Annotated in this window: 36 protein-coding genes and 2 pseudogenes; 22 read left to right on the top strand and 16 right to left on the bottom strand. The window is 60.4% G+C overall.

What is annotated here, in order from left to right:
- Positions 1-64: 64 nt before the first annotated feature.
- Complete coding sequence (locus tag J0F76_RS02090; protein WP_207100918.1) at positions 65-976, top strand: LysR substrate-binding domain-containing protein; 912 nt, start codon at positions 65-67, stop codon at positions 974-976.
- Positions 977-1,174: 198 nt separating this feature from the next.
- Here the strand turns inward: J0F76_RS02090 and J0F76_RS02085 are convergent, their stop codons facing one another.
- Both J0F76_RS02085 and J0F76_RS02080 read right to left on the bottom strand, forming a co-directional pair.
- On the bottom strand, positions 1,175-1,366 hold the full coding sequence (locus J0F76_RS02085; RefSeq protein WP_207465197.1) for a hypothetical protein: 192 nt from the start codon (positions 1,364-1,366) through the stop codon (positions 1,175-1,177).
- Between the two features lie 309 nt (positions 1,367-1,675).
- Entirely contained in the window at positions 1,676-2,668 is a 993-nt protein-coding gene (locus J0F76_RS02080; protein ID WP_207100917.1) for a calcium/sodium antiporter, read from the bottom strand.
- Between the two features lie 286 nt (positions 2,669-2,954).
- Between J0F76_RS02080 and J0F76_RS20805 the strand changes: the two are divergent.
- The 4 genes and pseudogenes from J0F76_RS20805 to J0F76_RS21320 all read left to right on the top strand — a co-directional run.
- Positions 2,955-3,263 (top strand): annotated as a pseudogene (locus tag J0F76_RS20805) (transposase); the annotation flags it as partial.
- 183 nt (positions 3,264-3,446) lie between these two features.
- Positions 3,447-3,596, top strand: a complete 150-nt coding sequence (locus J0F76_RS20800) for a DUF4113 domain-containing protein (protein WP_242689943.1) — start codon at positions 3,447-3,449, stop codon at positions 3,594-3,596.
- Between the two features lie 82 nt (positions 3,597-3,678).
- Complete coding sequence (locus tag J0F76_RS02070; RefSeq protein WP_207465195.1) at positions 3,679-4,950, top strand: IS256 family transposase; 1,272 nt, start codon at positions 3,679-3,681, stop codon at positions 4,948-4,950.
- Positions 4,907-5,047 carry a DUF4113 domain-containing protein gene (locus tag J0F76_RS21320; protein WP_423227357.1) on the top strand — a complete coding sequence of 47 codons (141 nt, stop codon included), beginning with the start codon at positions 4,907-4,909 and terminating at the stop codon, positions 5,045-5,047. The genes J0F76_RS02070 and J0F76_RS21320 overlap by 44 nt, the downstream gene beginning before the upstream one ends.
- Positions 5,048-5,071: 24 nt before the next feature.
- Here J0F76_RS21320 and J0F76_RS02060 read toward each other — a convergent pair whose 3' ends face one another.
- The 3 genes from J0F76_RS02060 to J0F76_RS02050 form a co-directional block, all read right to left on the bottom strand.
- Complete coding sequence (locus J0F76_RS02060; RefSeq protein ID WP_336512282.1) at positions 5,072-5,365, bottom strand: hypothetical protein; 294 nt, start codon at positions 5,363-5,365, stop codon at positions 5,072-5,074.
- A complete protein-coding gene (locus J0F76_RS02055) occupies positions 5,328-5,597 on the bottom strand; it encodes a BrnT family toxin (protein WP_207100916.1) in 270 nt (89 codons plus the stop codon). Before J0F76_RS02055 ends, J0F76_RS02060 begins: the two co-directional genes overlap by 38 nt.
- Before the next feature lie 502 nt (positions 5,598-6,099).
- A complete protein-coding gene (locus J0F76_RS02050; protein WP_207100915.1) occupies positions 6,100-6,261 on the bottom strand; it encodes a hypothetical protein in 162 nt (53 codons plus the stop codon).
- Between the two features lie 610 nt (positions 6,262-6,871).
- On the opposite strand from J0F76_RS02050, the gene J0F76_RS02045 reads away from it, so the two are divergent.
- The 6 genes and pseudogenes from J0F76_RS02045 (at position 6,872) to J0F76_RS02020 (ending at position 11,464) form a co-directional block, all read left to right on the top strand.
- Positions 6,872-7,105: a hypothetical protein gene (locus J0F76_RS02045; protein ID WP_207465191.1), complete on the top strand. Its 234-nt coding sequence runs from the start codon at positions 6,872-6,874 to the stop codon at positions 7,103-7,105.
- Positions 7,106-7,117: 12 nt separating this feature from the next.
- Positions 7,118-7,285: pseudogene (locus tag J0F76_RS02040) on the top strand (DUF3768 domain-containing protein); the annotation flags it as partial.
- Positions 7,286-7,600: 315 nt separating this feature from the next.
- On the top strand, positions 7,601-9,424 hold the full coding sequence (locus tag J0F76_RS02035; protein WP_207465189.1) for a ParB/RepB/Spo0J family partition protein: 1,824 nt from the start codon (positions 7,601-7,603) through the stop codon (positions 9,422-9,424).
- A gap of 52 nt (positions 9,425-9,476) precedes the next feature.
- Positions 9,477-9,656 (top strand): hypothetical protein, encoded by a 180-nt coding sequence (locus J0F76_RS02030; protein ID WP_207465187.1) that lies wholly within the window; start codon positions 9,477-9,479, stop codon positions 9,654-9,656.
- A 149-nt stretch (positions 9,657-9,805) separates the two neighbouring features.
- Complete coding sequence (locus tag J0F76_RS02025) at positions 9,806-10,447, top strand: hypothetical protein (RefSeq protein ID WP_207465185.1); 642 nt, start codon at positions 9,806-9,808, stop codon at positions 10,445-10,447.
- 582 nt (positions 10,448-11,029) lie between these two features.
- Positions 11,030-11,464: a hypothetical protein gene (locus J0F76_RS02020; RefSeq protein WP_207465183.1), complete on the top strand. Its 435-nt coding sequence runs from the start codon at positions 11,030-11,032 to the stop codon at positions 11,462-11,464.
- A gap of 276 nt (positions 11,465-11,740) precedes the next feature.
- Here the strand turns inward: J0F76_RS02020 and J0F76_RS02015 are convergent, their stop codons facing one another.
- On the bottom strand, positions 11,741-12,400 hold the full coding sequence (locus J0F76_RS02015) for an HD domain-containing protein (protein WP_207465181.1): 660 nt from the start codon (positions 12,398-12,400) through the stop codon (positions 11,741-11,743).
- Between the two features lie 131 nt (positions 12,401-12,531).
- Here J0F76_RS02015 and J0F76_RS02010 point away from each other — a divergent pair, with 131 nt between their 5' ends.
- Together J0F76_RS02010 and J0F76_RS02005 are read left to right on the top strand one after the other, a co-directional pair.
- Positions 12,532-13,515 (top strand): GlxA family transcriptional regulator, encoded by a 984-nt coding sequence (locus J0F76_RS02010; RefSeq protein ID WP_207465179.1) that lies wholly within the window; start codon positions 12,532-12,534, stop codon positions 13,513-13,515.
- A 499-nt stretch (positions 13,516-14,014) separates the two neighbouring features.
- Positions 14,015-14,677 carry an ArdC family protein gene (locus J0F76_RS02005; RefSeq protein WP_207465177.1) on the top strand — a complete coding sequence of 221 codons (663 nt, stop codon included), beginning with the start codon at positions 14,015-14,017 and terminating at the stop codon, positions 14,675-14,677.
- A gap of 28 nt (positions 14,678-14,705) precedes the next feature.
- On the opposite strand, the gene J0F76_RS02000 is transcribed toward J0F76_RS02005, so the two are convergent.
- From J0F76_RS02000 to J0F76_RS01990, 3 genes are read right to left on the bottom strand one after another with little or no spacing between them, the layout of a single operon-like run.
- Positions 14,706-15,704, bottom strand: coding sequence for a tyrosine-type recombinase/integrase (locus tag J0F76_RS02000; protein ID WP_207465175.1), 999 nt, complete (start codon positions 15,702-15,704; stop codon positions 14,706-14,708).
- Positions 15,701-16,645, bottom strand: a complete 945-nt coding sequence (locus J0F76_RS01995) for a tyrosine-type recombinase/integrase (protein ID WP_207465173.1) — start codon at positions 16,643-16,645, stop codon at positions 15,701-15,703. Before J0F76_RS01995 ends, J0F76_RS02000 begins: the two co-directional genes overlap by 4 nt.
- Positions 16,642-17,883 carry a tyrosine-type recombinase/integrase gene (locus J0F76_RS01990; protein WP_207465171.1) on the bottom strand — a complete coding sequence of 414 codons (1,242 nt, stop codon included), beginning with the start codon at positions 17,881-17,883 and terminating at the stop codon, positions 16,642-16,644. Before J0F76_RS01990 ends, J0F76_RS01995 begins: the two co-directional genes overlap by 4 nt.
- Before the next feature lie 200 nt (positions 17,884-18,083).
- Here J0F76_RS01990 and J0F76_RS01985 point away from each other — a divergent pair, with 200 nt between their 5' ends.
- From J0F76_RS01985 to J0F76_RS01970, 4 genes are all read left to right on the top strand, one after another.
- The gene (locus tag J0F76_RS01985; protein ID WP_207465169.1) at positions 18,084-19,415 is read left to right on the top strand and encodes an enoyl ACP reductase FabMG family protein; all 1,332 of its coding nucleotides are present in this window, start codon (positions 18,084-18,086) and stop codon (positions 19,413-19,415) included.
- A 186-nt stretch (positions 19,416-19,601) separates the two neighbouring features.
- Positions 19,602-20,072, top strand: a complete 471-nt coding sequence (locus tag J0F76_RS01980; RefSeq protein WP_207465168.1) for a zincin-like metallopeptidase domain-containing protein — start codon at positions 19,602-19,604, stop codon at positions 20,070-20,072.
- Positions 20,069-20,248 (top strand): hypothetical protein, encoded by a 180-nt coding sequence (locus tag J0F76_RS01975; RefSeq protein WP_207465166.1) that lies wholly within the window; start codon positions 20,069-20,071, stop codon positions 20,246-20,248. The genes J0F76_RS01980 and J0F76_RS01975 overlap by 4 nt, the downstream gene beginning before the upstream one ends.
- Entirely contained in the window at positions 20,245-20,412 is a 168-nt protein-coding gene (locus J0F76_RS01970) for a hypothetical protein (protein WP_207465164.1), read from the top strand. Before J0F76_RS01975 ends, J0F76_RS01970 begins: the two co-directional genes overlap by 4 nt.
- Before the next feature lie 252 nt (positions 20,413-20,664).
- Here J0F76_RS01970 and J0F76_RS01965 read toward each other — a convergent pair whose 3' ends face one another.
- The 3 genes from J0F76_RS01965 to J0F76_RS01955 are packed head-to-tail and all read right to left on the bottom strand — an operon-like array spanning position 20,665 to position 21,805.
- Positions 20,665-21,153: a GIY-YIG nuclease family protein gene (locus J0F76_RS01965; protein ID WP_207465162.1), complete on the bottom strand. Its 489-nt coding sequence runs from the start codon at positions 21,151-21,153 to the stop codon at positions 20,665-20,667.
- Positions 21,135-21,578 carry a PIN domain-containing protein gene (locus tag J0F76_RS01960; RefSeq protein ID WP_207465160.1) on the bottom strand — a complete coding sequence of 148 codons (444 nt, stop codon included), beginning with the start codon at positions 21,576-21,578 and terminating at the stop codon, positions 21,135-21,137. The genes J0F76_RS01965 and J0F76_RS01960 overlap by 19 nt, the downstream gene beginning before the upstream one ends.
- Entirely contained in the window at positions 21,578-21,805 is a 228-nt protein-coding gene (locus J0F76_RS01955; protein ID WP_207100906.1) for a type II toxin-antitoxin system VapB family antitoxin, read from the bottom strand. Before J0F76_RS01955 ends, J0F76_RS01960 begins: the two co-directional genes overlap by 1 nt.
- A gap of 85 nt (positions 21,806-21,890) precedes the next feature.
- On the opposite strand from J0F76_RS01955, the gene J0F76_RS01950 reads away from it, so the two are divergent.
- Positions 21,891-22,190, top strand: coding sequence for a hypothetical protein (locus J0F76_RS01950; protein ID WP_207465158.1), 300 nt, complete (start codon positions 21,891-21,893; stop codon positions 22,188-22,190).
- A 56-nt stretch (positions 22,191-22,246) separates the two neighbouring features.
- Here J0F76_RS01950 and J0F76_RS01945 read toward each other — a convergent pair whose 3' ends face one another.
- Positions 22,247-22,399, bottom strand: coding sequence for a hypothetical protein (locus tag J0F76_RS01945; RefSeq protein ID WP_207465156.1), 153 nt, complete (start codon positions 22,397-22,399; stop codon positions 22,247-22,249).
- A 65-nt stretch (positions 22,400-22,464) separates the two neighbouring features.
- Between J0F76_RS01945 and J0F76_RS01940 the strand changes: the two genes are divergently transcribed.
- The 3 genes from J0F76_RS01940 (at position 22,465) to J0F76_RS01930 (ending at position 23,277) form a co-directional block, all read left to right on the top strand.
- Positions 22,465-22,743, top strand: coding sequence for a hypothetical protein (locus J0F76_RS01940; protein ID WP_207465154.1), 279 nt, complete (start codon positions 22,465-22,467; stop codon positions 22,741-22,743).
- A gap of 89 nt (positions 22,744-22,832) precedes the next feature.
- Positions 22,833-23,015, top strand: a complete 183-nt coding sequence (locus tag J0F76_RS01935) for a DUF3606 domain-containing protein (protein WP_207465152.1) — start codon at positions 22,833-22,835, stop codon at positions 23,013-23,015.
- 4 nt (positions 23,016-23,019) lie between these two features.
- Positions 23,020-23,277 (top strand): DUF982 domain-containing protein, encoded by a 258-nt coding sequence (locus J0F76_RS01930; protein WP_207465150.1) that lies wholly within the window; start codon positions 23,020-23,022, stop codon positions 23,275-23,277.
- Between the two features lie 35 nt (positions 23,278-23,312).
- Here the strand turns inward: J0F76_RS01930 and J0F76_RS01925 are convergent, their stop codons facing one another.
- The gene (locus J0F76_RS01925) at positions 23,313-23,684 is read right to left on the bottom strand and encodes a hypothetical protein (RefSeq protein WP_207465148.1); all 372 of its coding nucleotides are present in this window, start codon (positions 23,682-23,684) and stop codon (positions 23,313-23,315) included.
- 50 nt (positions 23,685-23,734) lie between these two features.
- Entirely contained in the window at positions 23,735-23,962 is a 228-nt protein-coding gene (locus tag J0F76_RS01920; protein ID WP_207465146.1) for a hypothetical protein, read from the bottom strand.
- A 34-nt stretch (positions 23,963-23,996) separates the two neighbouring features.
- Between J0F76_RS01920 and J0F76_RS01915 the strand changes: the two genes are divergently transcribed.
- The gene (locus J0F76_RS01915) at positions 23,997-24,494 is read left to right on the top strand and encodes a thermonuclease family protein (RefSeq protein WP_207465145.1); all 498 of its coding nucleotides are present in this window, start codon (positions 23,997-23,999) and stop codon (positions 24,492-24,494) included.
- A gap of 71 nt (positions 24,495-24,565) precedes the next feature.
- Here J0F76_RS01915 and J0F76_RS01910 read toward each other — a convergent pair whose 3' ends face one another.
- Positions 24,566-24,979 carry a hypothetical protein gene (locus tag J0F76_RS01910; RefSeq protein WP_207465143.1) on the bottom strand — a complete coding sequence of 138 codons (414 nt, stop codon included), beginning with the start codon at positions 24,977-24,979 and terminating at the stop codon, positions 24,566-24,568.
- Positions 24,980-25,186 lie beyond the last annotated feature (207 nt).

Raw genomic sequence — 25,186 nt, 5'->3', positions numbered from 1 at the left:
CTAGCAAGATATAGAAATTGATAATCAAACAAGATATATAGTGTAAATCTATAAGGAAGCTGGGATGCCAACTTTTCAGCAGCTACGATACCTCTTGGCCTTGGCAGATACCTTGAGCTTCAGCCGGGCCGCGGAACTGTGCCATGTGACGCAGCCGACACTCAGTATTCAGTTGAAGGAGCTGGAAGCACGTTTAGGCACGAAGCTGGTGGAACGGACCCGCGCGCGCGTCTTGTTGACCCCGGTAGGGGCCGAGATCGCTCGCCGCGCTCGCAACATTTCCGCTGAGATCGACGACATTCGCGACATAGCCCGGCGCGAGGATCCCCATGCGATGCAGAGCCTGCTACGCATGGGCGTTGTCCACACGGTCGGTGCCTATGTGCTTTCAATAGCGATGCCAATGCTGCGTCGGGATTTCCCCGAAACTCGCATTCACGTGCGCGAGGAACGGTCCAAGGAACTGCAGGATCATCTTGCAGATGGCCAGTATGATGTAATCCTGCTGCCCGAGTTGCCCGTCCGTGAGGACTTTATATCCTATGTGCTGATGGCCGAGCCTCTCCACCTGGTCGTGCCGCAGGATCATCGGTTAGCAGGGTGTACGACCATCGCGCCCGAGGATCTGGCTGGAGAAACCATCCTAACGATGGAACGCTCGCATGGGTCCAACAATGACGTCGCAGAGCTTTGTCAGGAGGTTGGAGCTATCCAAGCCTCGGACTTCGTGGGAACAACTCTTGACACTTTGCGGCAGATGGTTGCGGCGGGTATGGGAATATCGTTGCTACCAGCCCTTTATGTCCGCTCCGAGGTTATGCGCGAGGAGCTGGTTCAGGCGATACCCTTGCGTGCCCTTGCCCCGACACGCAGCATTTGCATGGCATGGCGGAGATCATCACCACGAGCCGAGACCTACATCGACTTTGCCAACACGATCAGCGGCTGCCTGAAACCTTGGGGGGCTGCGGTATAAGCAGGGCTAACCTCACGCGACTTAGTGAAGTGCTTTGCAGCACAACAAATGCTGCTTTTGGACCTCTTGTCACTCGATCATGCAGTATGCACGATCGAGAGCAGATTGCCTTCACTTCAGTTGAAGGAAGGCGAATGCGGAGCTTAGCCCTGCTGCAGGCCACCTTGTTCTTTCACTCCTCATTCAGCGCGACGCATGTCAATATCTGGTTCGCGAGCGCTCACGGGACGGCAATTCTCCCGCGTGATCCAAAGCGCCTGAGGGAGCTGTTTTACGTTCTGTGGCAGCCAGGTTCTTTTTGCCGGGATCAGCATCTGGGTCCAAAGGATGCAAGGGCGCGCCGTCTTCCAGCATGGAGTTCTGCGCGCTATTTGCATTTTTCAGTTCCATAGCCCTGCGAGCCAAGTCGGCTTGGCTTAGGCTATCATCGTTTGATGCAATGTCCTGAGGCGTAGATTGGCGGCGGTCGCGTTCTGCTAGGGCGCGATCCAGGGCCTCATTGAGGAAACTGGCCTTTGCGCGGGTGCCTTCATTGCCACCGGCAGATGACGCGCCCGCCGGCTCTGCCTTGCCGCGCGCTTCCCGTCCCTGACGATCACAGAGGTGGTTCGGTTTGTCTGAACAGGTTCCGAGCGTTTTCTAAGTGGTTTTCCACCTCGGTTATGCCGCTGCCGCTTCGGGCATTGACTGCCGGTTCAGTCACGGCCAGATCAGCGCCACATAGGCCGCGTATCCAGCGACAAGGACGGCCCCCTCCCTCCGGCTAATACGCCTGCCAGTGAAGGCGAAAGCCACCAGCACCAGCGACGCCCCGATCATGATCAGGTTGTCGAAGCGGACGATCTCGCTTGGGACATTCGTGGGCGCGATCAATGCCGTGAAGCCGCCGATACCCAGGATGTTGTAGATGTTCGATCCGACGACGTTTCCGAATGCCACCTCGGTCTGCTTGCGCAATGCGGCCATGACGGAAGTCACAAGTTCGGGCATCGAGGTTCCGATGGCTACGATCGTCAGGCCGATGATCGTTTCCGATATCGAGAACGAACGTGCCAGGCCGACGGCACCGCTGACCAGGAGATTGCCGCCCAACACGACAAGGGCCAATCCGGCGATCGCAATCAGGATCGAGAGGAATGCGGACCTGCCGATGTCACTTGTTCCCTTGAGGGCAGGATCCGCCTCTTGCAGGGCTAGCGACTTGTCGAAGGCTGCGCCATGCGCATCGTCCAGGGCGCCGGCGGCCAAGCCGCGTTCCTGCCAGAAGGCTGCGAAGATGTAGCCTGCAAGGGCAGCCACAAAGACCAGACCGGCCAGCAGCCCCATCGGCACAAGCGCGGCGACGATCGCGAAGACGACCGTGACCAGGACCATGATCGTGCTGTCCCGCTTCAGGGCATTCGAGGACACCGCAATCGGCGTGATGATCGCGGCGATCCCGAGGATCAGCAGGATGTTGGCGATGTTTGAGCCGACGATGTTGCCATAGGCGATCCCGGGCGACCCGCTGAGTGCAGCCTGGACCGAGGTAACAAGCTCGGGCGTCGAGGTTCCGAAACCGACCAGCGTAAGGCCGATGACCAGCGGCGAGACACCAAACCGGGTCGCCACCTGCACGGCCCCCCGGACCAGCAGCTCTCCTCCCAGCATCAGCAGGATCAAGCCCCCGACAAGCTGAAGTGCTATCTGCATGGATGATCCCTAATCTGGTCTTCCGCACCAAACTGCCGCAAGAGACAGCGCCGTTCAACCCGGGCAGAGGTTTTCGATAGAAGCCCATAGGAGCTGCTCTACAGTCGGCTCTGGGCTCTTCGCGCCGTTGTCGAGGATGAACTCCATCACCAGGTGGAACAAGCGCCAGATACGTCCCTGTCTGCTGCCGAGAACGAGGTAAAGAAAACGGTCGGACACTGTTGGCGAAGTCGGAACCTGCGGGCGATGGAGCGTTAAACAGGCGCCTCTGGTAGGAGTAGCTCCCATGTCCTTGCGCCCCCATCGCCCTGCGCCGTCCATTCCTGCGCAGACAGAGATTGTAGCTCGTGCGGCATTCCCGCAGGGCAATCCCTACCTGCTTCTGCGCGACCGGCTGGGTCCATTGTTTGATGACGCTGACTTCGGTGACCTCTACCCAGCCCTGGGCCAGCCCGCCTACGCGCCATGGCGGCTGGCCCTAGTCACGCTGATGCAGTTCCGCGAGGGCCTTTCGGATCGCCAAGCGGCCGAGGCGGTTCGAGCGCGGATCGACTGGAAGTACCTTTTGGCCTTGAACCTGGCCGACCCCGGCTTCAGACCAAAACCGCTTCTTCTGCCCCTTCGTGCCCGCCATCGAGTGCCTCAAGATGTCCATTATCAACCATGGACATTATCAAGCGCCGGCTTTCACCGTCAGGGCAGGCACACCGGACGGATACGCTATACCAAGGCGGGCGTGATCCTCGATGACCTGCTGCCCGAGGCCGACCGGCCGGCCATGCTGTTCCAGCCTGACCGGCCGCGCGATGCGCGCCTGACGGATGCGCTCGATGCGATCAACGACCGCTTTGGCAAAAAGACGATGGTGCTGGCGCGCGAGGGCTTCGCCGGTGAATGGCGCTTGCGCGCCGATCAGGGCTATGGCTGAAAATGGGTGATGGGGCCTGAGAAGGCGGCGTATCGTGGCGGGTGTCGAAGCCTGCCAGAACCTCCCGAAGGAGCGATACGCCATGAAAGACGATACCACGATCACCCCGCTTCACCAGCCTGGTTCGATCCTTGATCCGCTCACCGAGATTGCCCGTGAGGGCGCACGCAAGATGCTGGCCGCCGCACTGAAGGCCGAGGCTGCAAACTTTGTCGCCCAATTCAACGATGATCTTCTGCCCGATGGCCGTCAGCGCGTTGTCCATCACGGGACCGGTCCGGAGCGGACGATCCAGACGGGGATCGGGCCACTCGCCGTGAAACGGCACAAGGTGCGCGATCGCGCTGCCGATGTGGGGGCCGAGAAGAGAATCCGCTTCACCTCCAACATCCTGCCGCGGTGGGCGCGGCGCTCCCGCAGTCTCGATGCGCTGCTGCCGGTGCTTTACCTGCGTGGCGTGTCCATGGGCGACTTCCAGGAGGCGCTGACCGCGCTGCTGGGAGCGGATGCGCCGAACCTGTCACCCGGTGTGATCTCGCGTCTGACCGCGGATTGGCAGCAGGACTACGACCACTGGCAGCGCCGCGACCTTTCGGCACGCCGCTATGTCTACATCTGGGCCGACGGCGTCTACCTGCAGGCCCGGATGGAGCCGCAAGCCGAGTGCATGCTGGTGGTCCTCGGGGCCACACCCGAAGGAAAGAAGGAACTCGTGGGTTTCCAGGTCGGGATGCGCGAGAGCGCGCAAAGCTGGCGCGAGCTGCTGGTCGGTCTCAAGGCCCGCGGCCTTGCCGTGCCGCCGGAACTTGCTGTCGGCGATGGCGCTTTGGGCTTTTGGAAGGCCATGGATGAGGTCTTTCCCAGCACCTGTCACCAACGCTGCTGGTTTCACAAAATGGCAAACGTGCTCAATTGCTTCCCCAAATCCATGCATCCCGCTGTCACCACCGATCTGCGCGAGATCTCCCATGCCGCAACCCGCGCCGCGGCATTGGCGGCCATCGAGACCTTCAAGGAAAAATACGCCGCCAAATACCAGCGTGGCGTGTCCTGCCTGACCAAGGACAACGAGGCCTTGCTGGCCTTTTACGACTTCCCGGCCGAACACTGGGAGCATCTGCGCACCTCGAACCCCATCGAAAGTGTCTTTGCCACTGTCCGACATCGCACCGTCCGCACCAAGGGCGCACTCTCGCAGAAGACCGCGAAGCTGATGGTCTTCACCTTGGTCCGGGCCGCATCGAAGAAGTGGCGCAAGCTCAACGGCACAAACCAGTTGCCACGCGTCATCGAAGGCGTCAGATTCACCAATGGCGTCGTCGCTGACGATGCCAGCCAAAGCCGCGCCGCCTGATCAAGCCGCGTCACCCAAATTCAGCCATAGCTCCGCCGATCACCGCTCGCCCCGCTACACCACCAGGATCAGCGAATTGCCGACTGTGCAGGTGTAGAGCGTGAAGAACAGCCCAAGTGATCTATGCAGCCGGGCTACCTTCTGTCTTTTTTGCTTTCACATAGGCAGCAAGAACATCCTGCATGCGTTTGATGTGGCCTTTCCCTTGTGTCTCTTCCTGGAAAAAACGAAACACTTCGGGTTCAAGGCGCAGGTGAACTGACTTCTTCGTCTCACGTTCAACGCGTTCAGCATGCTTCCAGAAGTCGTCGGGAAGGTCGACTTCGGGGGGGGTAGGATCAATGTGCAGCTTGCCCGCGTTCTTCAGTGCGCGCACATCAGCCAGAGAGAGCTTCTTCATATCTTTGTCTGTCACGACGGCCTCCTTTTCGGGTCGAAATGAGACGGATCGCGTTACCTCGTTTGACATAGACGGTTACAAAAACCTCGCCATCCACAAGCCCGACTGCAAGAACACGATCTTCCCCGTTTCGGGGAGACGGAACCTCGAAGGTCGGCCCTTCAAAGATCAACGCTCCAAAGAGCAGATCAACTCCATGCTTCTTGATGTTGGCTTGGCGCTTTGCCTCATCGTATTCGATTTCCATAAGGTACCATTTTGATCGTCGTCCCCCATGGTCTGCTTGATGAAAGCTTTCGGCCTCTGCGAGCCATTAATTGATAGGTATACTTTCTGTGTACACATTTCAAGTGCTCATGTGGGATCAAGTTTCAGGCCGCATCCCGTCCTTTGGTCGGGATCGCGCTCCAGGCTGCGCCCGGCTTGCGCCGGCCTTAGCCCCGAGCCTGGACCCCTGCCCCTCCTTTGCGGCTTTTCCCGCGCCGTCCGTCTCGTCCCGAGCCAGCCTTTGCGGGGCCGCAATAGTTGGTCCAGCGGCCCAGTCTCGGCCCTTCGGGTGTCGATCGCTTGCGGGGAGCCCGGTTGTCCAGCCTCGTGCCAGAACGACCTTGGGAGTGGAGGCGGGAGGCCGAAGCAGGCTGTAAGCGAGACCACAGGGATCGAGCGCACAGCCTGTGGTCAACTGGGCGATAGGGTGATCCGATCAAACCATTGCACAAGACCCTCGCGCGGACAGCGAGGGGGGACTTTCATATCGAACTGACGTACCGCTTATCTGACGCTGATCGCTCTTCTTCGTTGAGCTTTGCGACCAAGGCGTCGAACACTTGCCTGACCTCATCGTCTGACATCTCCGTTTCGGTTTTAGGGTCCGACCAACGGATGTCGTGCTGCTCGGGCGAATGGAACATGTCACACCCTCCTTTGCACAGAGCGATCCTAGCACGACAAAAGTCGTATGCATAATTTTCCTCCCCTGATCCTTTAGGTTGGCACAATCCCGCCGAACCTTCCCACAAGACGGCTCGCTTCCCTTCGCTCTTTGATGGGCGCGTCCAGCTCGCCGCCCTGCAAGGCCCGCCGCCTGTAGAGGGGCGGCAGGCTGGATAGCTTTGAGCGGGAAAGATGATGGAGAGATCCCCGCGCGAGGCGCGGTGATCGCGGCAAAGGCGCGGGACCGCGCCTGGCCGGGGGATTCGGACAAGCCGAACGCCCCTGCCCTTTGTGGGGCCACGCGCGAAGGGCGCCTGTCCGTTCATGGGAACCGCCGGTTCCCCCACGCAAGGCCGTCCGCTTGACGGGGCGAAGGGGTTTCCCCGGCCTTCCTCCGCCTTTGGCTCCGTGCAGGCCGGGTGATCCCCCTCCCCTTCGCCCCTGACGTCCAACCTTGCCTGGGTCCCCCTCCTGCCCTCGCCGGGAGGCAGGGTTTCAGGAGAGGCGCCGCTTCGCGGTCCTCGCCAGAAACCCCGCCCGATCATCCGGCACCAGACCGGCAAAGGGCAGCACCACAAGGAGGCCGGAATGGCTCAAGCACTCGAAACCGATACCCCCACCGAGCAGGCCCGCGACCACATGCTGCGGCTGATGATCGCGGAACAGAACGATGCCTTCCGTCGTGCCCTGGGCTTTGCGGCCCTCTGGCGCGGCCAGCATCTGAAAGGCCGCACCGTCGCCACGCCGGGCTTCCTCGCCATTCCCGAGCGGACCCAAGCCGCGCTGATGAACGCGGTTATCAGCTTCACGGACTGGACCTAGGACAATGACCCTTGGGAGGATCATTCCTTTGGCCGGGTCGAGGCGCATGGCGTGGCGATCTTCTGGAAAATCGACCTTTACGACACCGCCTACACCTACGGGGCGACCATGCCCGAGTGCGCCACTGACCCCGAGCAGACGCGCCGCGTCCTGACGCTCTACCTGCCCTCCGAACACTAACCCCGAGATCGGCGCGGGGTGGCTCCGTTCCCGCGCCGAGGCTGGCCTTTCGAGCAGGCTAAACAGGAGGGACGCCCAACGTCCCCCACCAACCCGCAACCCGGAAAGGGGGTGAATGTATGAGCAGTGAAACCTTGCAGCGCCGTCTCGCAGAAGCCTGGGCGCTTGTCAGGAAGGGCGACACCTTCGGTATCGGCCGCCGCTTCCTGATCCAGCACGGGGCTGTCTGAACAACCCGTCCCTGCCCCCCAACGGGCGGAAAGAGGGCAGGGCAATCATAGCCACAACTCTCACCACAGAACAAGGATACGACCCATGAAATACGAAGCGATCAACAGCCCCGTTGAACTGGTCCCCTTCGCTGATCTTTACGTCTCGCCCCTGAACCCGCGCACCGTGTTCAGCCCGGAGGGCATCGAGGCCCTGGCCGAGAACATCCGCCAGCTTGGCCTGATCCAGAACCTTGCGGGCCTGCGCGACGAGGCGGGCACCGTCGGGATCGTTGCCGGAGGCCGCAGGCTTCGCGCACTGGAACTGTTGCAGGACGATCCGCGCTTTGCCGTCATTCCGGTGAAGCTGGCCCCCGATCAGGCGACCGCCGAGGTTTGGGCATCGAGCGAGAACCACCACCGGGAGCAGCCCCACGCCGCCGACGAGATCCGCGAATATGGCAACATGGCCGCGCGGGGCGTTCCGGTCCCCTCCATTGCTGTGGCCTTCGGCGTCAATGAAAAGCACGTCTATCGCCGCTTGAAGCTGGCAAGCCTGCCCGCGCCTGTTCTGGACGCCCTGAAGGCCGGAACCATCACCCTGTCGAACGCCGCCGCCTTCACCATCAGCGAGGACGAGGCCCACAGCCTTGCCGTGCTGGAACAGGTGAAGGGCCACGGCTACAGCGACCACCAGATCAAGCAGATGCTCAAACCCGATGCCGTGCGCGGCACCGACCGCCGCGTCCTCTATGTCGGCCAGGACGCCTATGAGGCCGAAGGCGGACGCATGACCGGCGACCTGTTCAGCGACCAGCAATATTTCGATGATGTGGCCCTGCTGGACGCGTTGTTTTCCCGCAAGCTGGCCGCATCCGTCGAGGCCGCAAAGGCGGAAGGCTGGACATGGGCCGAGGCGATTGGTGACAGCTATATCGGCTATTACGAACTTGAGAACCGCAAGCTGGACCGCATCTATAAAGAAGAAGGAGTGCTGACCGAGGAACAGGCCGCGCGGTATGAGGAACTGGCCGAACTGGCGAACGGCGATGCACTGGACGAGGACGGGCAGGCCGAGCTTGCCGCGCTGCAAGCCACTCTGGACGGTAGCTACAGCGACGAGCAGAAGGCGGTTTCGGGCGTCATTCTTTATGTGAACGCGAAAGGCGAATTGCAGAAGGCCGAGGGCCTTGTGCGCCGCGAGGACCGACCTGCGGCTATCGAGGCCGGTTTCCTGCGCCCCTCCGCCCACGCCGGTGCAGCCGAGGACGCGCCCAAGTCGGCACTCTCGCAGAAGCTGCGCGACGACCTTGCCCGCATCGCCCAAGGGGCGCGGCAACATGCGATCCTGCGCGACCCTGATCTGCTGATCGACCTCTTGGCCTATCAGTTGAGCCATGCGCTGCGTTGGGAAAAGCCGTTGGGCCTGTCCACCGAGGACGTTCCGAACTGGCCCTCGACCGAGGCCAGCGGCTACCAGCTTGACGCGCGGCTGACCGACAACCTGGCCCGCGACATGGTTGGCAAGGATCATGCCAAGTCCTTCCGGGCCTTCCGCAAGAAGGGCGCGGAGCATGTGAAGGGCGAACTGGCCCGCTTCCTTGCCGCGCATTATCGCGGCGGCAGCAAGGACATGGCGGCCATGCTGGACAAGGAAACGCAGCCCAATATCCGCGAGGTCTGGACGCCGACCGCCGCCAATTTCTTTTCCCGCGTGGGGGGCGGCTATCTCGATGATCTGTGGCGCGACTTGCTGGACCTCGCCCCCGACCATCCGACCGCAACCACCTTCGCCAGGATGAAGAAGGGCGAGAAGGCCGAGCAACTTGAAGCCTTGTTCCGGGGCGACGGAGATCTGCGCAGCGCCCTGGCCGTCACCGAGGAACAGGCCGCGACGATCGCGGCATGGCTTCCCGAAGGCATGAAGTGACCGGCTGGCGGGGCGCAAGCGCCCCGCCCCACACCCCACAGGAGACTTTGCCATGACCATCGGAGACCTCGAACGCAGCGCCGGGATCGCGCAGACGCCGGAAGCCCGCGCACGGTTCTGGAAACCCTTCGCCCATCTGGAAGCCCGCGCCATGCTCGATGCCGGACTGGAGGAATTGCAGCGGATCATCAGGGAAAAGACCCACCCCAACGATAGGCTTATGGACGGCTGAGGAACTGGAAGCCTTGCGGATCTTCGCAAATGAACATGATCGATGCTGGAAGGCTGCGCGGACTGGAGAATTCCCGATCCGCGAGTCTATGGAGTTCCGACGGACACTTTGCGAAGAATGCCGCAGTCATACCGGAGAACCGAGCAAGCATGCAGATCACCACTGGAGATGACGCCTGCAAGGCCCTGGCCTCGGCATGGACGACCATCATCGATGAATGCCGCGCGGTGCTCGGCGGCGAGCTACACTACCAGGCTATGGTTTACCACGCGCTCCGAACAGCTGGAGTGCCGCTTCGCCAGGTTGGAATGAATGTGAAGCAGATGATCCGGGATCCCAGGACGGAAGTCTTCCAGGCTCTCATGGGCACTCGCCATGAGGACTACCGGGCGGGCGTGGAACCGATCCCCGATGTGGTCCTCTTCAACGAAGGCGTCGGAGGCGACTGGCGCAGGAGAAATGCCGAGGCGACCTTGAAGGCCATGCTTCTGGCGATCGAGATCAAGGCATCCGAACGTGACAGGCGGCGCTTGACCTTCGCCGAAATTAGCTGGGACATCCGCAAGATGGCCGCACAAAGAGAGGAAGTCTCCGTGCGCTACGGGCACAGGTTCATTCCCGTCATGATGGTCATCGATGTCGCGCCGCAGGAAAACGAGAGGATGCGCAGACATGATATGACCCGGTGCTGCGACCTGGCATCCGATCTCGAGGTCGATTGGTATTACGTTGGGCCAAAGGAGGAAACACGGCCCCGTCGCTGGCATTATCCTGTCGTGGGTGATGCCTGAAAAAGAGTATTCCGCAGCCGCCGATCCGACCTGTGAAGGAGGCTGCACCCCTATCCTTGTGGTGAGGATAACACTGGCCCTGCATCATGCAGGGCCTTTTCTTTTGTCCTGGCGCAGCTCCCCAAGGTTGGCCGTGGCGGCAGGACAATGCCCCGCCGCCACGGCCCCGCGCTGTTCGCGCCGAACCGCTGCGCGGAAAAGGAAAGCGCGGCTGGCGCCGCGCTTGCGTCGATGAAGCAGGTTTCTGCTTCTTCTGTAGGTTGATCATCTAAAGCATTGAACAACCAAAGATCGTTATGGCATGGCCCTCTTTCCCCATTGATGAGTGCGCCGGGGCGGGGTCGTGGTTGTCTGCGCCCCGGCAGTTTACCCCTTGAGGGCCAGCCAAGGATCAGGTCAGCACGACCGGGCGGAAGAACAAGGACGCCTGGCGGCGTCCTGGCCCGCCTAGCGGCGGGCTTCAGTCATGCCGGGCATGGTCCTGAAACAGACGCATCATACCGAGTGTTGTGGCGATGAGCTGCGAGGGTATGCTTCGGGCAAGGTTCGAGCCTTGGGCGGCCTTCAGGTCAGGGATGGCAGATGATCTATCAGGTGATTTACACAAACTGGATCGAGGATATCCGCGATACTGGCGGAATATCGGATTGCCCCCGTGATGTTTCCAATGCCTTCAGGGCCGCAAAGAACTTCTGCATGGCCGAGGCAAGGAAAAGAGGGATCGAGCCAAATCCTGTCATAAACTGGGCCGCCGATGTCATGGCCGCCTACATGCTGTCCTGCGTCAAAAATGAAGAATCCGATCTCTGGGCAGTTCTGGACCCCGGCGATGATATTTGCGAGGTGTTCAGGGTCGAGGCGGACCGCAACACCGGCATGATCCACGAGGTTCTGATGAAGGCCGCAAATGCCCAACCGAGATTGCTGAAAACCGGCCTGTTGGGACTGTCATCTCATCTGCGCGTGAAGCCCACGGGATCAGCAAAGGGCGTCCGCAACATCAGAAAACTGTTCTAGCCACATCCCGGCCTCTGGCCGGGACCGCGCTCTAAGCTCCGGCCGGCTGGCGCCGGCCTTCGCCCCGAGCCTGGACCCCTGCCCCTCCTTTGCGGCTTGTCCCGCGCCGTCGTCTCGTCCCGAGCCAGCCCGCGCGGGGCCGCAATAGTCGGCTCACGGGTCCAGTCTCGGCCCTGCCGGGTGGCGATCGCTTGCGGGGTGCATGGGGCAGGCGTCAGCTTCGCGAACGAAGCGGTCTTTCTCTTGCGGCCACGTGCACCATCAGCGCGACAAGGATCATCCCTTCCAGCGTGAGCAGCGTATGACACTGCAGAAGTTCCCGCGGTGGAAATGCGGGTCCTTGTCAGCGAGTACGTCGGCCTTCACGTTGCCGAAGGTGGTGTCGGGCTTGTGCTTGATGCCGTCATAGAAGGCTTGGATGATGTCTTCCTTGAACTGGGGCGTGCGCGGGAAAGCGGCGACCACGGCCTCGCGCGTTGCATCGTCATACTCGCCATAAGTCAGGCCAAGGACGTCCATTTCCACCCCGGCGGTCGTCAGGGCGATGACAGGATGCATGTGTTCGGGTATGCCGGGCGTGGTGTGGAGTGCGATCCCCGTCCAGACCTTGTCGATGTCGCTCGGATCAACACCATGGCCTTGCAGAAAATCGCGAGCGGCGTTGGCCCCATCGACCTCGAACCGCAAGTCCTGGCTGCTGTGAGAGGGCATCAGGCCAATGTCGTGAAACATCGCCGCCGCATAGAGTAGTTCGGCGCTGAAAGTGAGGCCGCGTTGCTGGCCGGCCAAGGCACCGAAGAAATAGACGCGGCTGGAATGGTTGAAGAGAAGCTCGGATTCAGTGTCGCGAATGAACTCGGTAATGGCACGGCCAAGCTTGCTGTCAGGCACCGAAATGCCGTTGATGCTGGCCTTCGAGAGAAGCGGGTCGGTCATGGCAGGTCTCCTGTGGCAGGGTCTTCAGCATGATCGCTTGCAATTGACTTGGCAGCAAACATCATAACCATCGAAAAACTGCCAATCATCTGCGATAAACTGCCTTGACTGGGCACTCGGGAGGGGTTTCGATGGGGCGTCAGCAGGTTGCCCTCGTCATTCACGAGGGGGTGCAGGCGTTGGACGTGGCAGGGCCGCTGGATGTCTTCGCCGAGGCGACTGCGGCGCTGACTTCCAGCGAAGGCTATGATTGCCTGCTGCTTGCAAGCGATACGGCACCGCTTCGTGCCTCGAACGGGATGGCGATGATCCCGCATCTCTCCTTCAGGCAGGCCGAGCGGCAGTTCGATATCGTCCTTGTTGCCGGGGGGCCGGCCTTGCCGGATGCGGAGCCGGATGCGGGCATGTCGAACTGGCTGCGCAGCTGGGGCGCGCAGGCGGGGCGTTACGGGTCGATCTGCACCGGAGCCTTCGCGCTCGGCCATGCCGGCCTGCTCAATGAGCGTGTGGCGACGACCCATTGGCAGAATGCAGCTCAGCTTGCTGCGCAGTTTCCAGCCTGCCGGGTCGAGCACGACCGCATCCACGCCCGTGACGGTGCTCTGGTCACATCAGCGGGCGTAACCGCAGGCATTGACCTTGCCTTGGCACTCGTTGCCGAGGATCATGGCGCAGCTCTCGCCCTCGCCTGTGCGAAGCGCCTTGTGGTCGTTGCCCAGCGTCAGGGCGGCCAGTCGCAGTTCAGCCCGCTGTTGCTGCCACACGGCGACCCGGAGTCGCCTATCGGCAGGGTCCGGGACCATGTCATTCATCATCTCGCCGAAGCGCTTTCCGTCGATCGGCTGGCCGAGATCGCCGGCACCAGCCCCCGCACCGTGGCCCGCCTCTTTGTGAAGGAGCTGGGCCAGACACCCCATGACTTCGTCGAAAGCATCCGTATCGATCACGCGCGCAATCTGCTCGAAGCGACGGATCGCCCGATCAAAACCATCGCGTTTGACTGTGGCTTCTCCAGCCCGCAGCAGATGCTTGGCGCATTTCAGCGCAGGTTGGGGCTGAGCCCACTTCGATACCGTGAAAACTTCCGATCATTTCCATCTGACACGCGAAGCTGAGCCAGAACCGGGAGGGTCGTGACGATCTTGATGTCATTGCCGGACTTCGCACTACGAGACACCTGTGTGCTTGGTTAGGCTGGAAAGCTTCAACCTCAGTAAGATGATGGAGAGATCCCCGCGCCGGGCGCGGTGATCGGGGCAAAGGCGCGGGACCGCGCCTGGCCGGGGGATTCGGTCAAGCCGAACGCCCCTGCCCTTTGTGGAACCACGCGCGAAGGGCGCGTGTCCGTTCATGGGAACCGCCGGTTCCCCCAGGCAAGGCCGTCCGCTTCACGGGGCGAAGGGGTTTCCCCGGCCTTCCTGCGCCTGCAGCTTCGTGCAGGCCGGGTGATCCCCCTCCCCTTCGCCCCTGACGTCCAACCTTGCCTGGGTCCCCCTCCTGCCCTCGCCGGGAGGCAGGGTTTCAGGAGAGGGCCGCTTCGCGGTCCTCGCCAGAAACCCCGCCCGATTGTCCGGCACCAGACCGGCAAAGGGCAGCACCACAAGGAGGCCACACATGGCTGACACGTTCGACCTCTACGCCCACGTCACCGACAGCATCATTGCCAGCCTCAAAGCGGGCACTCCGGCATGGCGCAAGCCGTGGACCGGCGACAAGGGCGGCGCACCCTTCCCGCTGCGGAGCAACGGCGAACCCTATTCCGGCATCAACGTCCTGATGTTGTGGCTTGCCGCAGACGCCAAAGGCTACCGCGCCGCCCGTTGGTTCACCTACAAGCAGGCGCAGGAGGCAGGCGGACAGGTGTGCAAGGGTGAGAAATCGTCAACGGTTGTGAAATATGGCACCTTTGAGCGCGAGGACGCGGACACCGGCGAGGAGCGCCGCCTGCCCTACCTGAAAGCCTACCGGGTCTTTAACGCCGAGCAGATCGACGGCCTGCCCGCAGAATACTATGGCACCCCCGCCGAGCCTGCCCGTGACCTTGGCACCGAAGCCGACCCCGCCCTTGACGCCTTTTTCGCGGCGACCGGTGCGGACATTCGCACCAGCGACGAGCCGCAAGCCTTCTACAACCCCGGCGAGGATTTCATTCACATGCCGCCGATTGCGACGTTCCACAGCGCGGCAGGATTTTATGCCACGCTTGCCCATGAGGCGACCCATAATGCCGAGGTTTGGATTATGCCGCGCCGATATGCAGCTACTGTTGTGTTGTAGTTAGATCGGCGCGGCAGGTCGGCATAATTCAGAGCGCTTCTAGGAATGCCAAGAGTTCGTCACCCGGTCGATATCGTCCGCTCGCCTGGCCAAGTGGCTTTGTCAGAGCCATAGCCCTTTCTTTCAGTTCGATATCGGCGTGGATGTAGACTTGTGTCGTATCAATCGATTCATGGCCCAGCCAAAGGGCAATGATTGTCCGATCAACTCCGCTCTGTAGAAGCTGCATTGCAGCGGTGTGGCGCAAGACATGGGGTGTGACGCGCTTCAGTCTGAACGTCGAGTTGGTCGAGGCGGCGGTGGCCGCATGTTTCCGAACAATTCGCTCGACCGCATCTCTGCTGAGCGGCCTGCCACTGATGGTTGCGAACAGGGGCTCGTTGGGCTTAGCCCGGCTCTGCGCGAGCCACGCCTTCAATGCATCCCGACTGTCTGTGCGAAGCGGCGTTGCGCGTTCCTTTCGGCCTTTGCCCATACATCTGAGGTGCGCTCCGGTGCCGAGCTCGACGTCGCCGACGCGCAGGCCGATCACCTCTGATACGCGCAAACCCGTCTGTAGCATTGTGAGGAGCAACACCCGATCACGCCGCCCAAACCAGGTCGTCTGGTCAGGTGCCTTCAGCAAGGCCTCCATCTCGTCACGGGTGAGGAAGTCCACGACGCGTTTTTCGTGCCGTTTGGACGGCATCGCCAGCACCTTCTGGCAATGATGCAGCAACTGAGGTTCACAGCCCGCGACATATTTGAAGAACGAACGGATCGCGGCTAGCCGCGTGTTCCGGCTTCGCGCGCTGTTGCCGCGTTCATCCTCGCAGAACGTCAAGAACCGCCCGATGATGTCGGCATCGATGTGGGCTACATGCAGCTCAGTCGGCGGCAACCTGGTCTCTGCTGTCGCGTATTTCAGCAAGAGCCGGAAGGTGTCGCGATAGCTGGCGATCGTGTTTGGGCTGGCCTGCATCTGGGTCAACAGCCGCTCGGTGAAGAACCGTTGCACGTAGATTGGCAATGGATAGGTCGCGATCATGATGCGCCCTCCAGTACCCGTCGTTCGGCCCGCGCCGCAGCCAGCTGCATCAGCTCGGGCACGGCTTCGATATACCAGAATGTGTGCTTTGGTTCGGAATGGCCGAGATAGGTGCTGAGCTTGTACATTTCTGCCTCGATGTCCCGGCCATCGCGGAACCAGTCCAGGATGGTGTGGACGGCAAATGTGTGCCGCAAATCATGGATGCGCGGTCCATCGCCGTGTCGGTTGAAGGCTTGCGGTGAGCGAAGACCGATGTTTCTGCTGACTTGCGCGAAGTTGTAGCGTGCCCCGCAATCTCCCGCCGGCTTGCCATCTTCTTTGATGAAGAACGCCGACGACTGGTGCGCTACCAGCCGATCCCGCAACTCGGCATAGTGGGCGAGCCGATGGGCGGTGTCGTCCTTGACGGGCAGCTGCCGATCCTTACCATTCTTCGTGTTTCTGAGCGTAAGCACGGCACGGTCAAGATCGACGTCTTGCCGGTCCAGAGACAAAGCTTCGTTCACCCGCATGCCCGTCACCGCGATCAAGCCGAACAGGGTCTGGCACAAAGCGGCACGAAGGCCGTAGGGCGACGGCAGCCGCCCGGCTTCATCGACAATGTCCGCGATCTGACTGGGCGCATAGATGTAGGGGACACGTCTTCGGTATCGGCCTATGACGAGTTGGCTGGACGGGACTTCGGTCCGATCGTCGTGCTCTGCAAGCCAAAAGGCGAACCGGCGCACCATGCCAAGGCGACGAGACCATGTGTTGTTGTCCGCGCTGCCATAGTTTCCCTTCCAGCCAAGGAACAAGGGCGTCGAGATCCGGGCGAACCCGTTTTCGTCGCCATAGATCGCGAACTTGCGCAAAACCCGTTCCTCGAAGGAGAGGTCAAAGCCCATCGAACGCCGCAGGGCCAGGTATTCATCAAGTCGTTGGGTAAGCGGCTTCATTGCTTTTCCTCCGCCGTGGGCCAGGAACGCGAGATCGAGCGCAAGGCATCGACATCATGTTGCGCATAGATTGTCGTGTTCATTGCAGACCGGTGTCGCAGCACATCCCCGATCTCGGCAAGCGACGCGCCTTTTCGCAGCATGTCGGTGGCCAGGCTGTGCCGCAGAATGTGCGTGCCGATATAGGCTTGCGGCGGAGTAATGCCGGTCGCAGCATATGCATCCCGTAAAATCCAGCGCAGGATTTGCGCGTCCTTGAACCTCTTGAACGGCGGTTTGACTGACACGAACAGCGCGCGGTCCGGGCCCCGGCGCTCGTTCTTGATGTAATCGACAATCGCCTCACCAATCTCCGCCGACATTGGCATCCGATCATGCAATTGCCTTTTGCCACGGATCAGGATTTCACCAGCACGCCAGTCGATATCGTCCAGTTCTATCGCTGTCACCTCTGGGGGCCGAAGGCCCAGCCGGGCGATCAGCATCAGCATTGCATAGTTGCGTCGGCCCGTTTTCTTGTGGCCGCGCACCGCCTCAATGAGCCGGTTGACCTGTTCCGGCTCCAGATACCTCGGAATGCCTGTCGGCTTCGGCTGCCGCGCCTTCGGCACGGCGCTGCTCAGGTTTCGCTCCGTCTTGCCGCTCCAAAACAGGAACTGGAACAGGTTACGCAGATGTGACGGACCGGTCTTGTCGCGCGGCGCATTTTGCGCCTCACGCAATCGAAGGATAAACCCAGTGATGTCGCGGGGTTTGATCTTGTTGAGATCGCCTAAACCGGTCCCGAACTTCGCGGTCAGGAACCGGTCATAGAACCGCAGGCAGTGGTAGATTGTGTCCCCGGACAGACCGCGCTGGACGCGCAGGTACGTCTCGTACTCTCGTTTGAGCACAGCCCTTGGCGACATGTCGAGCGGCGGTATAGGGCGCGCAGGAGCGGATGCATTCTCGATCAGGTAATCCCTGAACCGATTAAGTCGGTATAGGCAATGCTTCTTGTCTTTCGCCGAAGCGGCGTCGACGATTGAACGCGCAAGCTGGTCCATAAGCTCATCAGTTAAGTCAGCAGGGGTGAGTTTTGCCGATACCAGGGCCTCCGTGAGCGCTTGTGCATTCGACCTGTATTTAGCAATCGACCCCTTGCTGTACCCTTCAGATTCGATGACTTCGGCGAAGTGGTCAGCATGGTTGATCCGGTTTGGTAGAGATCCGTTCGCGCGAGATGGTTGCGTTTTCACAAGCTTTTCCTTCAGTTGGTTGAAGGTTGTGCTTATGCCAGATCACCGAAGCGGACGCTCACGGGGCGAGGATAGATCGACACAATGCGGACTTTCCGGTCGTTCAGCGGCCACCGTCGGGCAGTGAAGATCAGTGATGACCTTTCACATATCTCCTGATACTGCGCGGCATGGAACGAGAGCCACAGGTGCAGGAAAACATGAACTATCCCATCCCTTCTGATATGAGTCGTAATACCTTGTTCGGGGAAGGAGACGTGTTCGTCCTGTTCGGCGAGTTGTTCGGGCGAGGATACGCCACAGGTCTTGTCGACGAGGCCCGGAAGGCCGGCATGAAGATCGTGGGAATCACGGTCGGTCGGCGGGAAGAAAACAACGCTCTCCGTGCATTGACGGTCGAGGAACTCGCAGAAGCCGAGAAGAGACTTGGCGGCACAATCATCAACCAACCGCTCATGGCGGGCTTTGATCTGGACGCACCCGCTGGCCAGCCAACTCCGACCGATCTTCTCAACAAGATGACTGTGGAGTCGTGGAAGAACGACAAGCTCGACTGGACGCATATCGAGATGTGTCGAAAGCATGGTGTTGACCGCTTCAAGAGCACACTTGATCGCGTCATCCGCGAACTGGACGGCATGATACCGGAAGGCCGGAACGTGCTGTTCGCGCATACGATGGCGGGAGGGATTCCGAAGGCCAAAGCGTTTCTCGTAATCGCGAACCGCATCTACAAGGGCCGCGGTGCGCGGCACATGTCCTCGCAGGACTTGATTGAGAGCGATCTAGGCAAGCTAATTCTTCAGAACTTCGACGAGGTATCTGCCAACACCTTCCAACACCTTCTTGACGCCAGTGCCCCTATTCGGGAACGGATCGAGGCTTCGGGGGGGCAGGTTCGCTATACGGCCTATGGCTATCACGGGACCGAAGTGTTGATCGGCGATGACTACCGCTGGCAGACATATACCAATTACACCCAAGGCTACGCCAAGATGCGACTGGAGGACATTGCCAGAGAGGGCTGGGCCGAGGGCGTGAAGGCGACTGTCTACAATTGCCCAGAGATCCGGACCAACTCCTCTGATGTGTTCGCGGGCATCGAATTGTCGCTACTTCCCTTACTTCGCGCGCTACAAAAAGAGGGTGGCGGCGCGTGGGTCGAGGCTCTCTGGAACGAGTGCCAGGCGCTGCTGAAGGAAGGCGTGACGCTGGACGACCTTCTGCAGAAGGTATCAGATTACCAACACCACGAGGCGATGCAACGCTTCTACGACTTCGCCTCATGGCCCTTACCCAACAGCCCGGAACAGGCAGAGCAGACAATCGGCACGTCGGGCGAAATCGTTCAACTGCACAAAGACCACAAATCTCTGGTGAGTGACGTGCTAAGCTACCATGTCGTGACCGCGACCGGACAGCTGATCTTCGGCGAAACAGGTTCACCTGCCGGTCCCGTCCTATGGCTGAACCATGATCTTGTAGCTCGCCAGCTTCTCGCAAACGAAGAAGCCTCAAAGAAGCCGACGTAGCGTCCTTTGGCAGCTTTGTCCCAATCGCTGCCAACGTTTTTGATACTTTACCGTGTTGCCTGCCGAACATCAGCCTCTGGCCTGCTGCGCAAAGCATGAACGACCGATTTCCCGGGCGCACTGCGGCGTGAGTTTTTGCCGCCATGCGGCAAAAAATCTGCTGCGAGCAAGTGCAGCGAAATCCGGTTGCTTCTGCTACCGGGCTCAAAGCCCGAATTCGCCGCGTTCGGTTCGAACGGCTGCTGTTTGCCGCCAAAGTGTTATGCCGACCTGCCGCGCCGATCTAACTACAACACAACAGTAGCTGCATATCGGCGCGGCATAATCCGAACCTCGGCATTATGCGTCTTATGCCGAGGTCGGCATAAATGTCATTGGACCGGCCACAAGAGCCGCCTTGACCGCTTTTCCCGCTTCAATGACCGCAAGGCTTACGCCTTCGAGGAATTGATTGCCGAGATTGGCAACTGCATGACCTGCGCCAAACTTGGCCTGACACCCGATTTCGACCAATCCGGCGCTTACGTTCAAAGCTGGCTGCGCGCCCTGAAGGACGACAAGCGCCTCATTTTCAAGGCCGCCAGCGAGGCGCAGAAGGCCGCCGAATGGCTGGCGAAAGGCAAGCCCGCCGAGAAGGAAGAAGGGGCGGCCGCATGAACGGCCCCCACCCCCTGCCCGCCCTGTCCTGCCGCAAATGCGGCAGGAGCAATCCTTGGGTCTATCTTGCGCCGGTCGTGGTCGAGGGAGCTGGCACCTGCATCTGCATGGATTGCGCCACGTTGCGCGGCTGGCTGAATGCTGTCGGAAACCTCAAGCCGGGAGTTTCCTTGTGACCACCTACGAGATCCGGGACGATCCCGACGACCTGCCCATCATCTGCGCCACCTTGGCAGAAGCGGAGCGGCGCGGCCATCGCCGCGCCGCCCGCCTCGGCATCGAGGTTTTGATCTACGAGATGCACCCCATGCGCGGAGAGCGGTTTATCGCTGCGATCTGACACCCGGCCCCCGCAGCAGCGGGGGCTTTTCCGTGTCGATCAGGTTGACCAGGCGGGACAGAGCCGTCGAGCCGGCCCCGCCCCGCCTGGCCCTGCGCTATCCGCGCGGAAGCCGCATGCGCGGCGATGCGGAGACGGCTGCGCCGTCACGGTGCAATAAAGCAGAGCGCCCCGCCTTTATGGGGCGGGGCGTGATACGAAAAGGGAGTCCGTAGCTTCATTCAATGCAGGATTGCGGCGAAAGGTTCCCGGTCAGGACAGATCATACTTATCGGACGGCCGCAGCCCGTCCTTGCGCCAGCCAGAGTCAAAGACCGTAACCCGACCCTGCGAGGGCCATGCCAGTTTCCATCGGGCTTCCCGCCGAAGGCGCCGCGCATTGTCGAGCATGGTCTGCGCCACATCATCGAGGGTGAAGCCGTCGCCCAGGACGAACCATTCGCTCGATTTTGCAAAGTCCCGATCCGCAAGCCGTGTCGCGCTCTTGAGGCACCGGCTTTCAAGACAATGAGCGTGCGGCATCTGGATCGTCTGCACGATCAGAAGCCGCTTTTCCAAGCCGCGCGCCAGTTCGCGCCGCCGCTCGGTTGTCTTGCGCTGCGTGAAGCCGATCTTGATCCGCTGCGGATACCGCCCGTCGCAGGTCAGATAGACCGTGCCCCAGGGCACGGCGCGGCGGAACCACCGAACCTTGAGACTGCTGCGCGCTTTTCGCGCTCCGGTCACTCCCCTGCCCGCCATGCGGTCCAGTCCTGTTCCGTGATCCTGTCGATGGCCGGGTTGCTGTGCAGGACCGGCAGGTGCAGCGACTCCGCGGCCGCAAGGGCCAGGCAGGTTTGCACCGTCAGTTTCGCCGGGTGATCCGCTCCTTGGCCGAACCGGGCCGCAAGCCTGCATCCATCCGCCGCGATGCGCGGGCTGACCACGATTTCATAGACCTTCAGGATCTGAAGCAGGCTGTCGAATATCTCGGTGGCCTGCTCAACCGCCTCAGAGGAGACGCCGCGCCTGTCCGCGCCGCTTTCGGCCAAGGCCATGACCACATCGAGGCGCACGCTGGCCGAGGTCTTGCATTGCTTGCGGCTGTTCTTGATCTTTTCCACCAGCAAGGCCGCGTCAGACCTGCTGCCCAGAATGGCAAGGAAGGCAGAGCTATCAACGAACATCAGCGTTTGCCTTTCGGCGGAACGATGTGCACGGACTTGAAGCCGTAGTTTTTCACCCGCTCCTGCAAGGCGGCAATCTGGTCCTCGATGGTCGGCATGGATCGGATGCGCTCGATCTCGTTCTGGATCGCCTGCCGCACGGCTTCTGTCTTGGTGACACCCAGCATCTCCGCCAGCGTTTCCGCCAGATCGTTCACGCTTTCGTCGCGGATGGATAATTTGCCCATGTGCGTCCTGACTTGTATGCACAGTGTTTACGAATAAGCCTATACAGTGCTATCATGGTCGGCAAGTCAGAATGAGGTTCCGGCCATGCCACCCGATACCCTGACGGGCCGCATCCGCTTCCTGGTGTTGCAGCCGGTCGATGCCCTGCGCTTCGCGCACGGCACGCCCGCCACTGAGCTCGGCGGGTTGAAGGCGGCCGCTGTCCTGCTGCTGCTGGTCAACTTTGCCTTTGCCATGTCGCTCTATTATCATGGCGAGGCGCTGACGCTGTTGCCCCTCATCGGCCAAGGCCTGCACCTTGTGCTGGTCTATATCCAGCGGGTGTTCGACCTCTTTGCCTGGGGCATGTTCATCTATCTGGTGATCCTGCGCCGCCGCAGCTAGGGCTGTCGCCCTGGCTGCGGGGCCGGTGGATCATGCCCGGTCAGAACGACCGAACCTTACTCCGGTGCGGCCTCGCCACTGGACGGAGCATTGCACAGGCGAAGGGCAAGACGCGCTTCGAGCAGAACCCCGTCAAGATCGCCTTTTTCCGCCAGCTTCTCGATCTGGCGGAGATAGCCGACCACCTTGCGAACAACATCATCTGCCATCTTCCATTCCTTCCATTTCCGCTGTCTGGTCGGCCGGCATAAACCTCACCCAACATGAGCAGGCAATGACCGGAACTCTGCCAACCATCGTCACGGCAATCGTCACGGCTGCCCGTGACGTTGCCGCTGACATTGAATACGCATCGACCGAAGAAAACCTCACGCCCGAGCGGGCCAGTGCCCTCAAGGCCCTGTCCGATAATTTCTACGCCACAGCCTTTCAGGCAGAAGAAAACGACCCGGATGCTGCCAGGTTCGTGTGCGACATGCTTGGCCTGGACAAGTTGCTGGCCGACTATGATGCGCAATGCGGCCAGGAGCAGGACACCAGCCACAATCCTTGAATCTGATCCTGCACCGCCTTGCTGGATTTTCTGTTGTGGAAACATCGCAGAGACGACCGCGTTGATCCTTCGCATCGGTGGAGACAGCCATGACCAAGGAACAGACCAAGCGGGGCCGCGCCCAGGATCGGCGGCTAGTCGCGGGCAAACAGGACCACGAGGTCCGCTACGAGGCCCGCAAGATGGACGTGTCCAAGGACGAGGTGCGGGACGCCGTGAAGTCCGAGGGCAACAGCCGCACAAAGGTCGAACGAAAGCTGTCCGAGGACTAAAGCCATGGCGGGTCATGCAAGCGGGCTGCGCACGATCCGGCCGGTGTCCTATCAGGAGACGGACAGTCGGTTTCGCACCGTCAACGATGCCAACGGCATGGGCCGGGCGCTGATGGAACAATGTGATCCGGCCGATCCTGCCTACCAGCAGGCGGCCGGTTCCTGCATCGCCTTTGCCGAAGGCACCGTGACACCCGAACAGGTCAGGGCTGACTTCATCCAGGCGCTGACATCAGCCGGGGTGTTCGTGCGGGAAAGCTGATCGGCCTCCATAGACTTTGTGATCCGGCAACTTTTCTACTTTAGAAGAACAACCAAGATGAGAATAATTAAGAGACTGATCGTCCATCTTTTAACAGAATTTACGGATTTGGCCAGGTCCACGCCCGCCTGATTGGGCGCTCCACTAGTTTGTGGCGCATTTTGGGCTATAGATCTATCCGGAATATCGTTTAAGTCAGAGCTAGGGGCGCTATTTGTAACTGTGGTTATCTCAACAAGTGATTTTCTTGTGAAAATCCTAAGATTAGATTTACCAACAGGACCTAAAGACGGAATTTTTATATCAACAGCTTCGGTTTGTTCGATGCTATGCGCGCCACCAGCAGTAAAGATCTTGATGTTGTCAGTGCTGATGCCAGGCGACCATTCTGAATAGAATCCAGACACATCTCCAACTCTAAAATCAAGATTGTTGGCGCCAGATGCAACAAGATTGATCAGAGATCGCCCAACTCGGCGTCAAGTGGACCGCTGCCTTCATGGTGTCCTGCGCCCGGCACGGCGCAACGGACTTCCACTCGATCCTGCTCCCGTCCGATCATCGACAGGAGCTTTTCCGGCGTGAGGCCGGGCGCAGCTATGGTGCCCTCGCCAAGATCCTTGGGGAAGCCGCTGAAGCGCCGCGAAAGGAGTTCCGCGCTGCCCTGCTTGCGTCTGGCACGCATCTAATAATTGCATCTACCGGCCGAGGCAAAGGCGTTGGCGGCTGATCGCGCCGCCGCGCTGACCCTGCGCCGCAAGCGGCGGCTGATCGCCGCCGCTACGGCGCTTCTGATGATTTTCGCTTTTCTCTCATCCTGCCGGCCGCAGGGCGCGAAGGCTTGGCGTGTGATCGACGGCGACACGCTCGACCTTGCAGGCGAGCGCATCCGCCTGTTCGGCATCGACGCGCCGGAACGCGGGCAGAGCTGCGGACCCATCGCTTGCGGCACAGCCGCAACCGAGGTCCTGGCCGACATTCTGTCGGCCGGTCCGGTCCGCTGCACCCGCGTCAACACCGACCGCTACGGCCGCACCGTCGCCCATTGCCGCGCAGGACGCCTCGACGTGAACCGCGAAATGGTCAGGCTGGGCATGGCTTGGGCTTATCGCAGATATTCAGAGGAATATGTGCGCGATGAGAAAGCTGCGAAGAAAGCGCGAATGGGCGTCTGGAAATACAAGTCGCAACCGGCGTGGGAGTATCGCGCCAGATAAATAATGAGGATCGTGCTAGGCGACCTACAACACTCGCCAACAAAGAAAACTACAATTAGGTAATTAGCCGATCAAATCCGTTCAAAGCCTTCCCTGTAAGGCTCACTTATACTCGCCGTCTGTTGCTGATTCAAAATCCAAGCTGACGCACCTATACAACCTTGCCAGTGGCACCGCAAAGCCCGATGATAACCGTCAATAAGCCTGTGCTGTCCATCACTTTCCGTAGCAATTAAAAGCGGCCTAGTAGCGTCCTCTTGTTCGAGTGAGCTGGCATACTCAAGGTCTAGATTTCCTCGACCTTCAATTTGCGCACGCAAATTCTGCAACTGAACAGCACCAAATTGAAAATCGTCCGGCCGCTCGCGTATCAGTTCGATTGCCTTCCACACATGGAAAATAGTCTTGTTCTCATGATTAAATATCTGTTTCGGAGGGCAGTTGATTTCCGGAAAATCTTGCCACTTAAGCTGTGTGTTTGTCATTTTGACCCCAACAACGATGCTTCACCAATCTTATTGTGAGATACCCATGACATTTCTCCAATTGGCCAACATGGCCAATGAAGAGGTAGTGATGGGGCCCGGAAGTGGCCTGACGGCTTCTGATATCCATGCCGCTGAAGCTGCCGCTTACGCAGCAACTCCAGCATCCGGCAGTTCTGAACGCAGTTGTGATACGCTCACTAGTCT

Origin of the sequence: Paracoccus fontiphilus (assembly GCF_017356265.1) — a bacterium.
In the GTDB taxonomy this organism is placed as follows: Bacteria; Pseudomonadota; Alphaproteobacteria; order Rhodobacterales; family Rhodobacteraceae; genus Paracoccus; species Paracoccus fontiphilus.
This window is presented reverse-complemented; position numbering and strand designations above follow the sequence as displayed.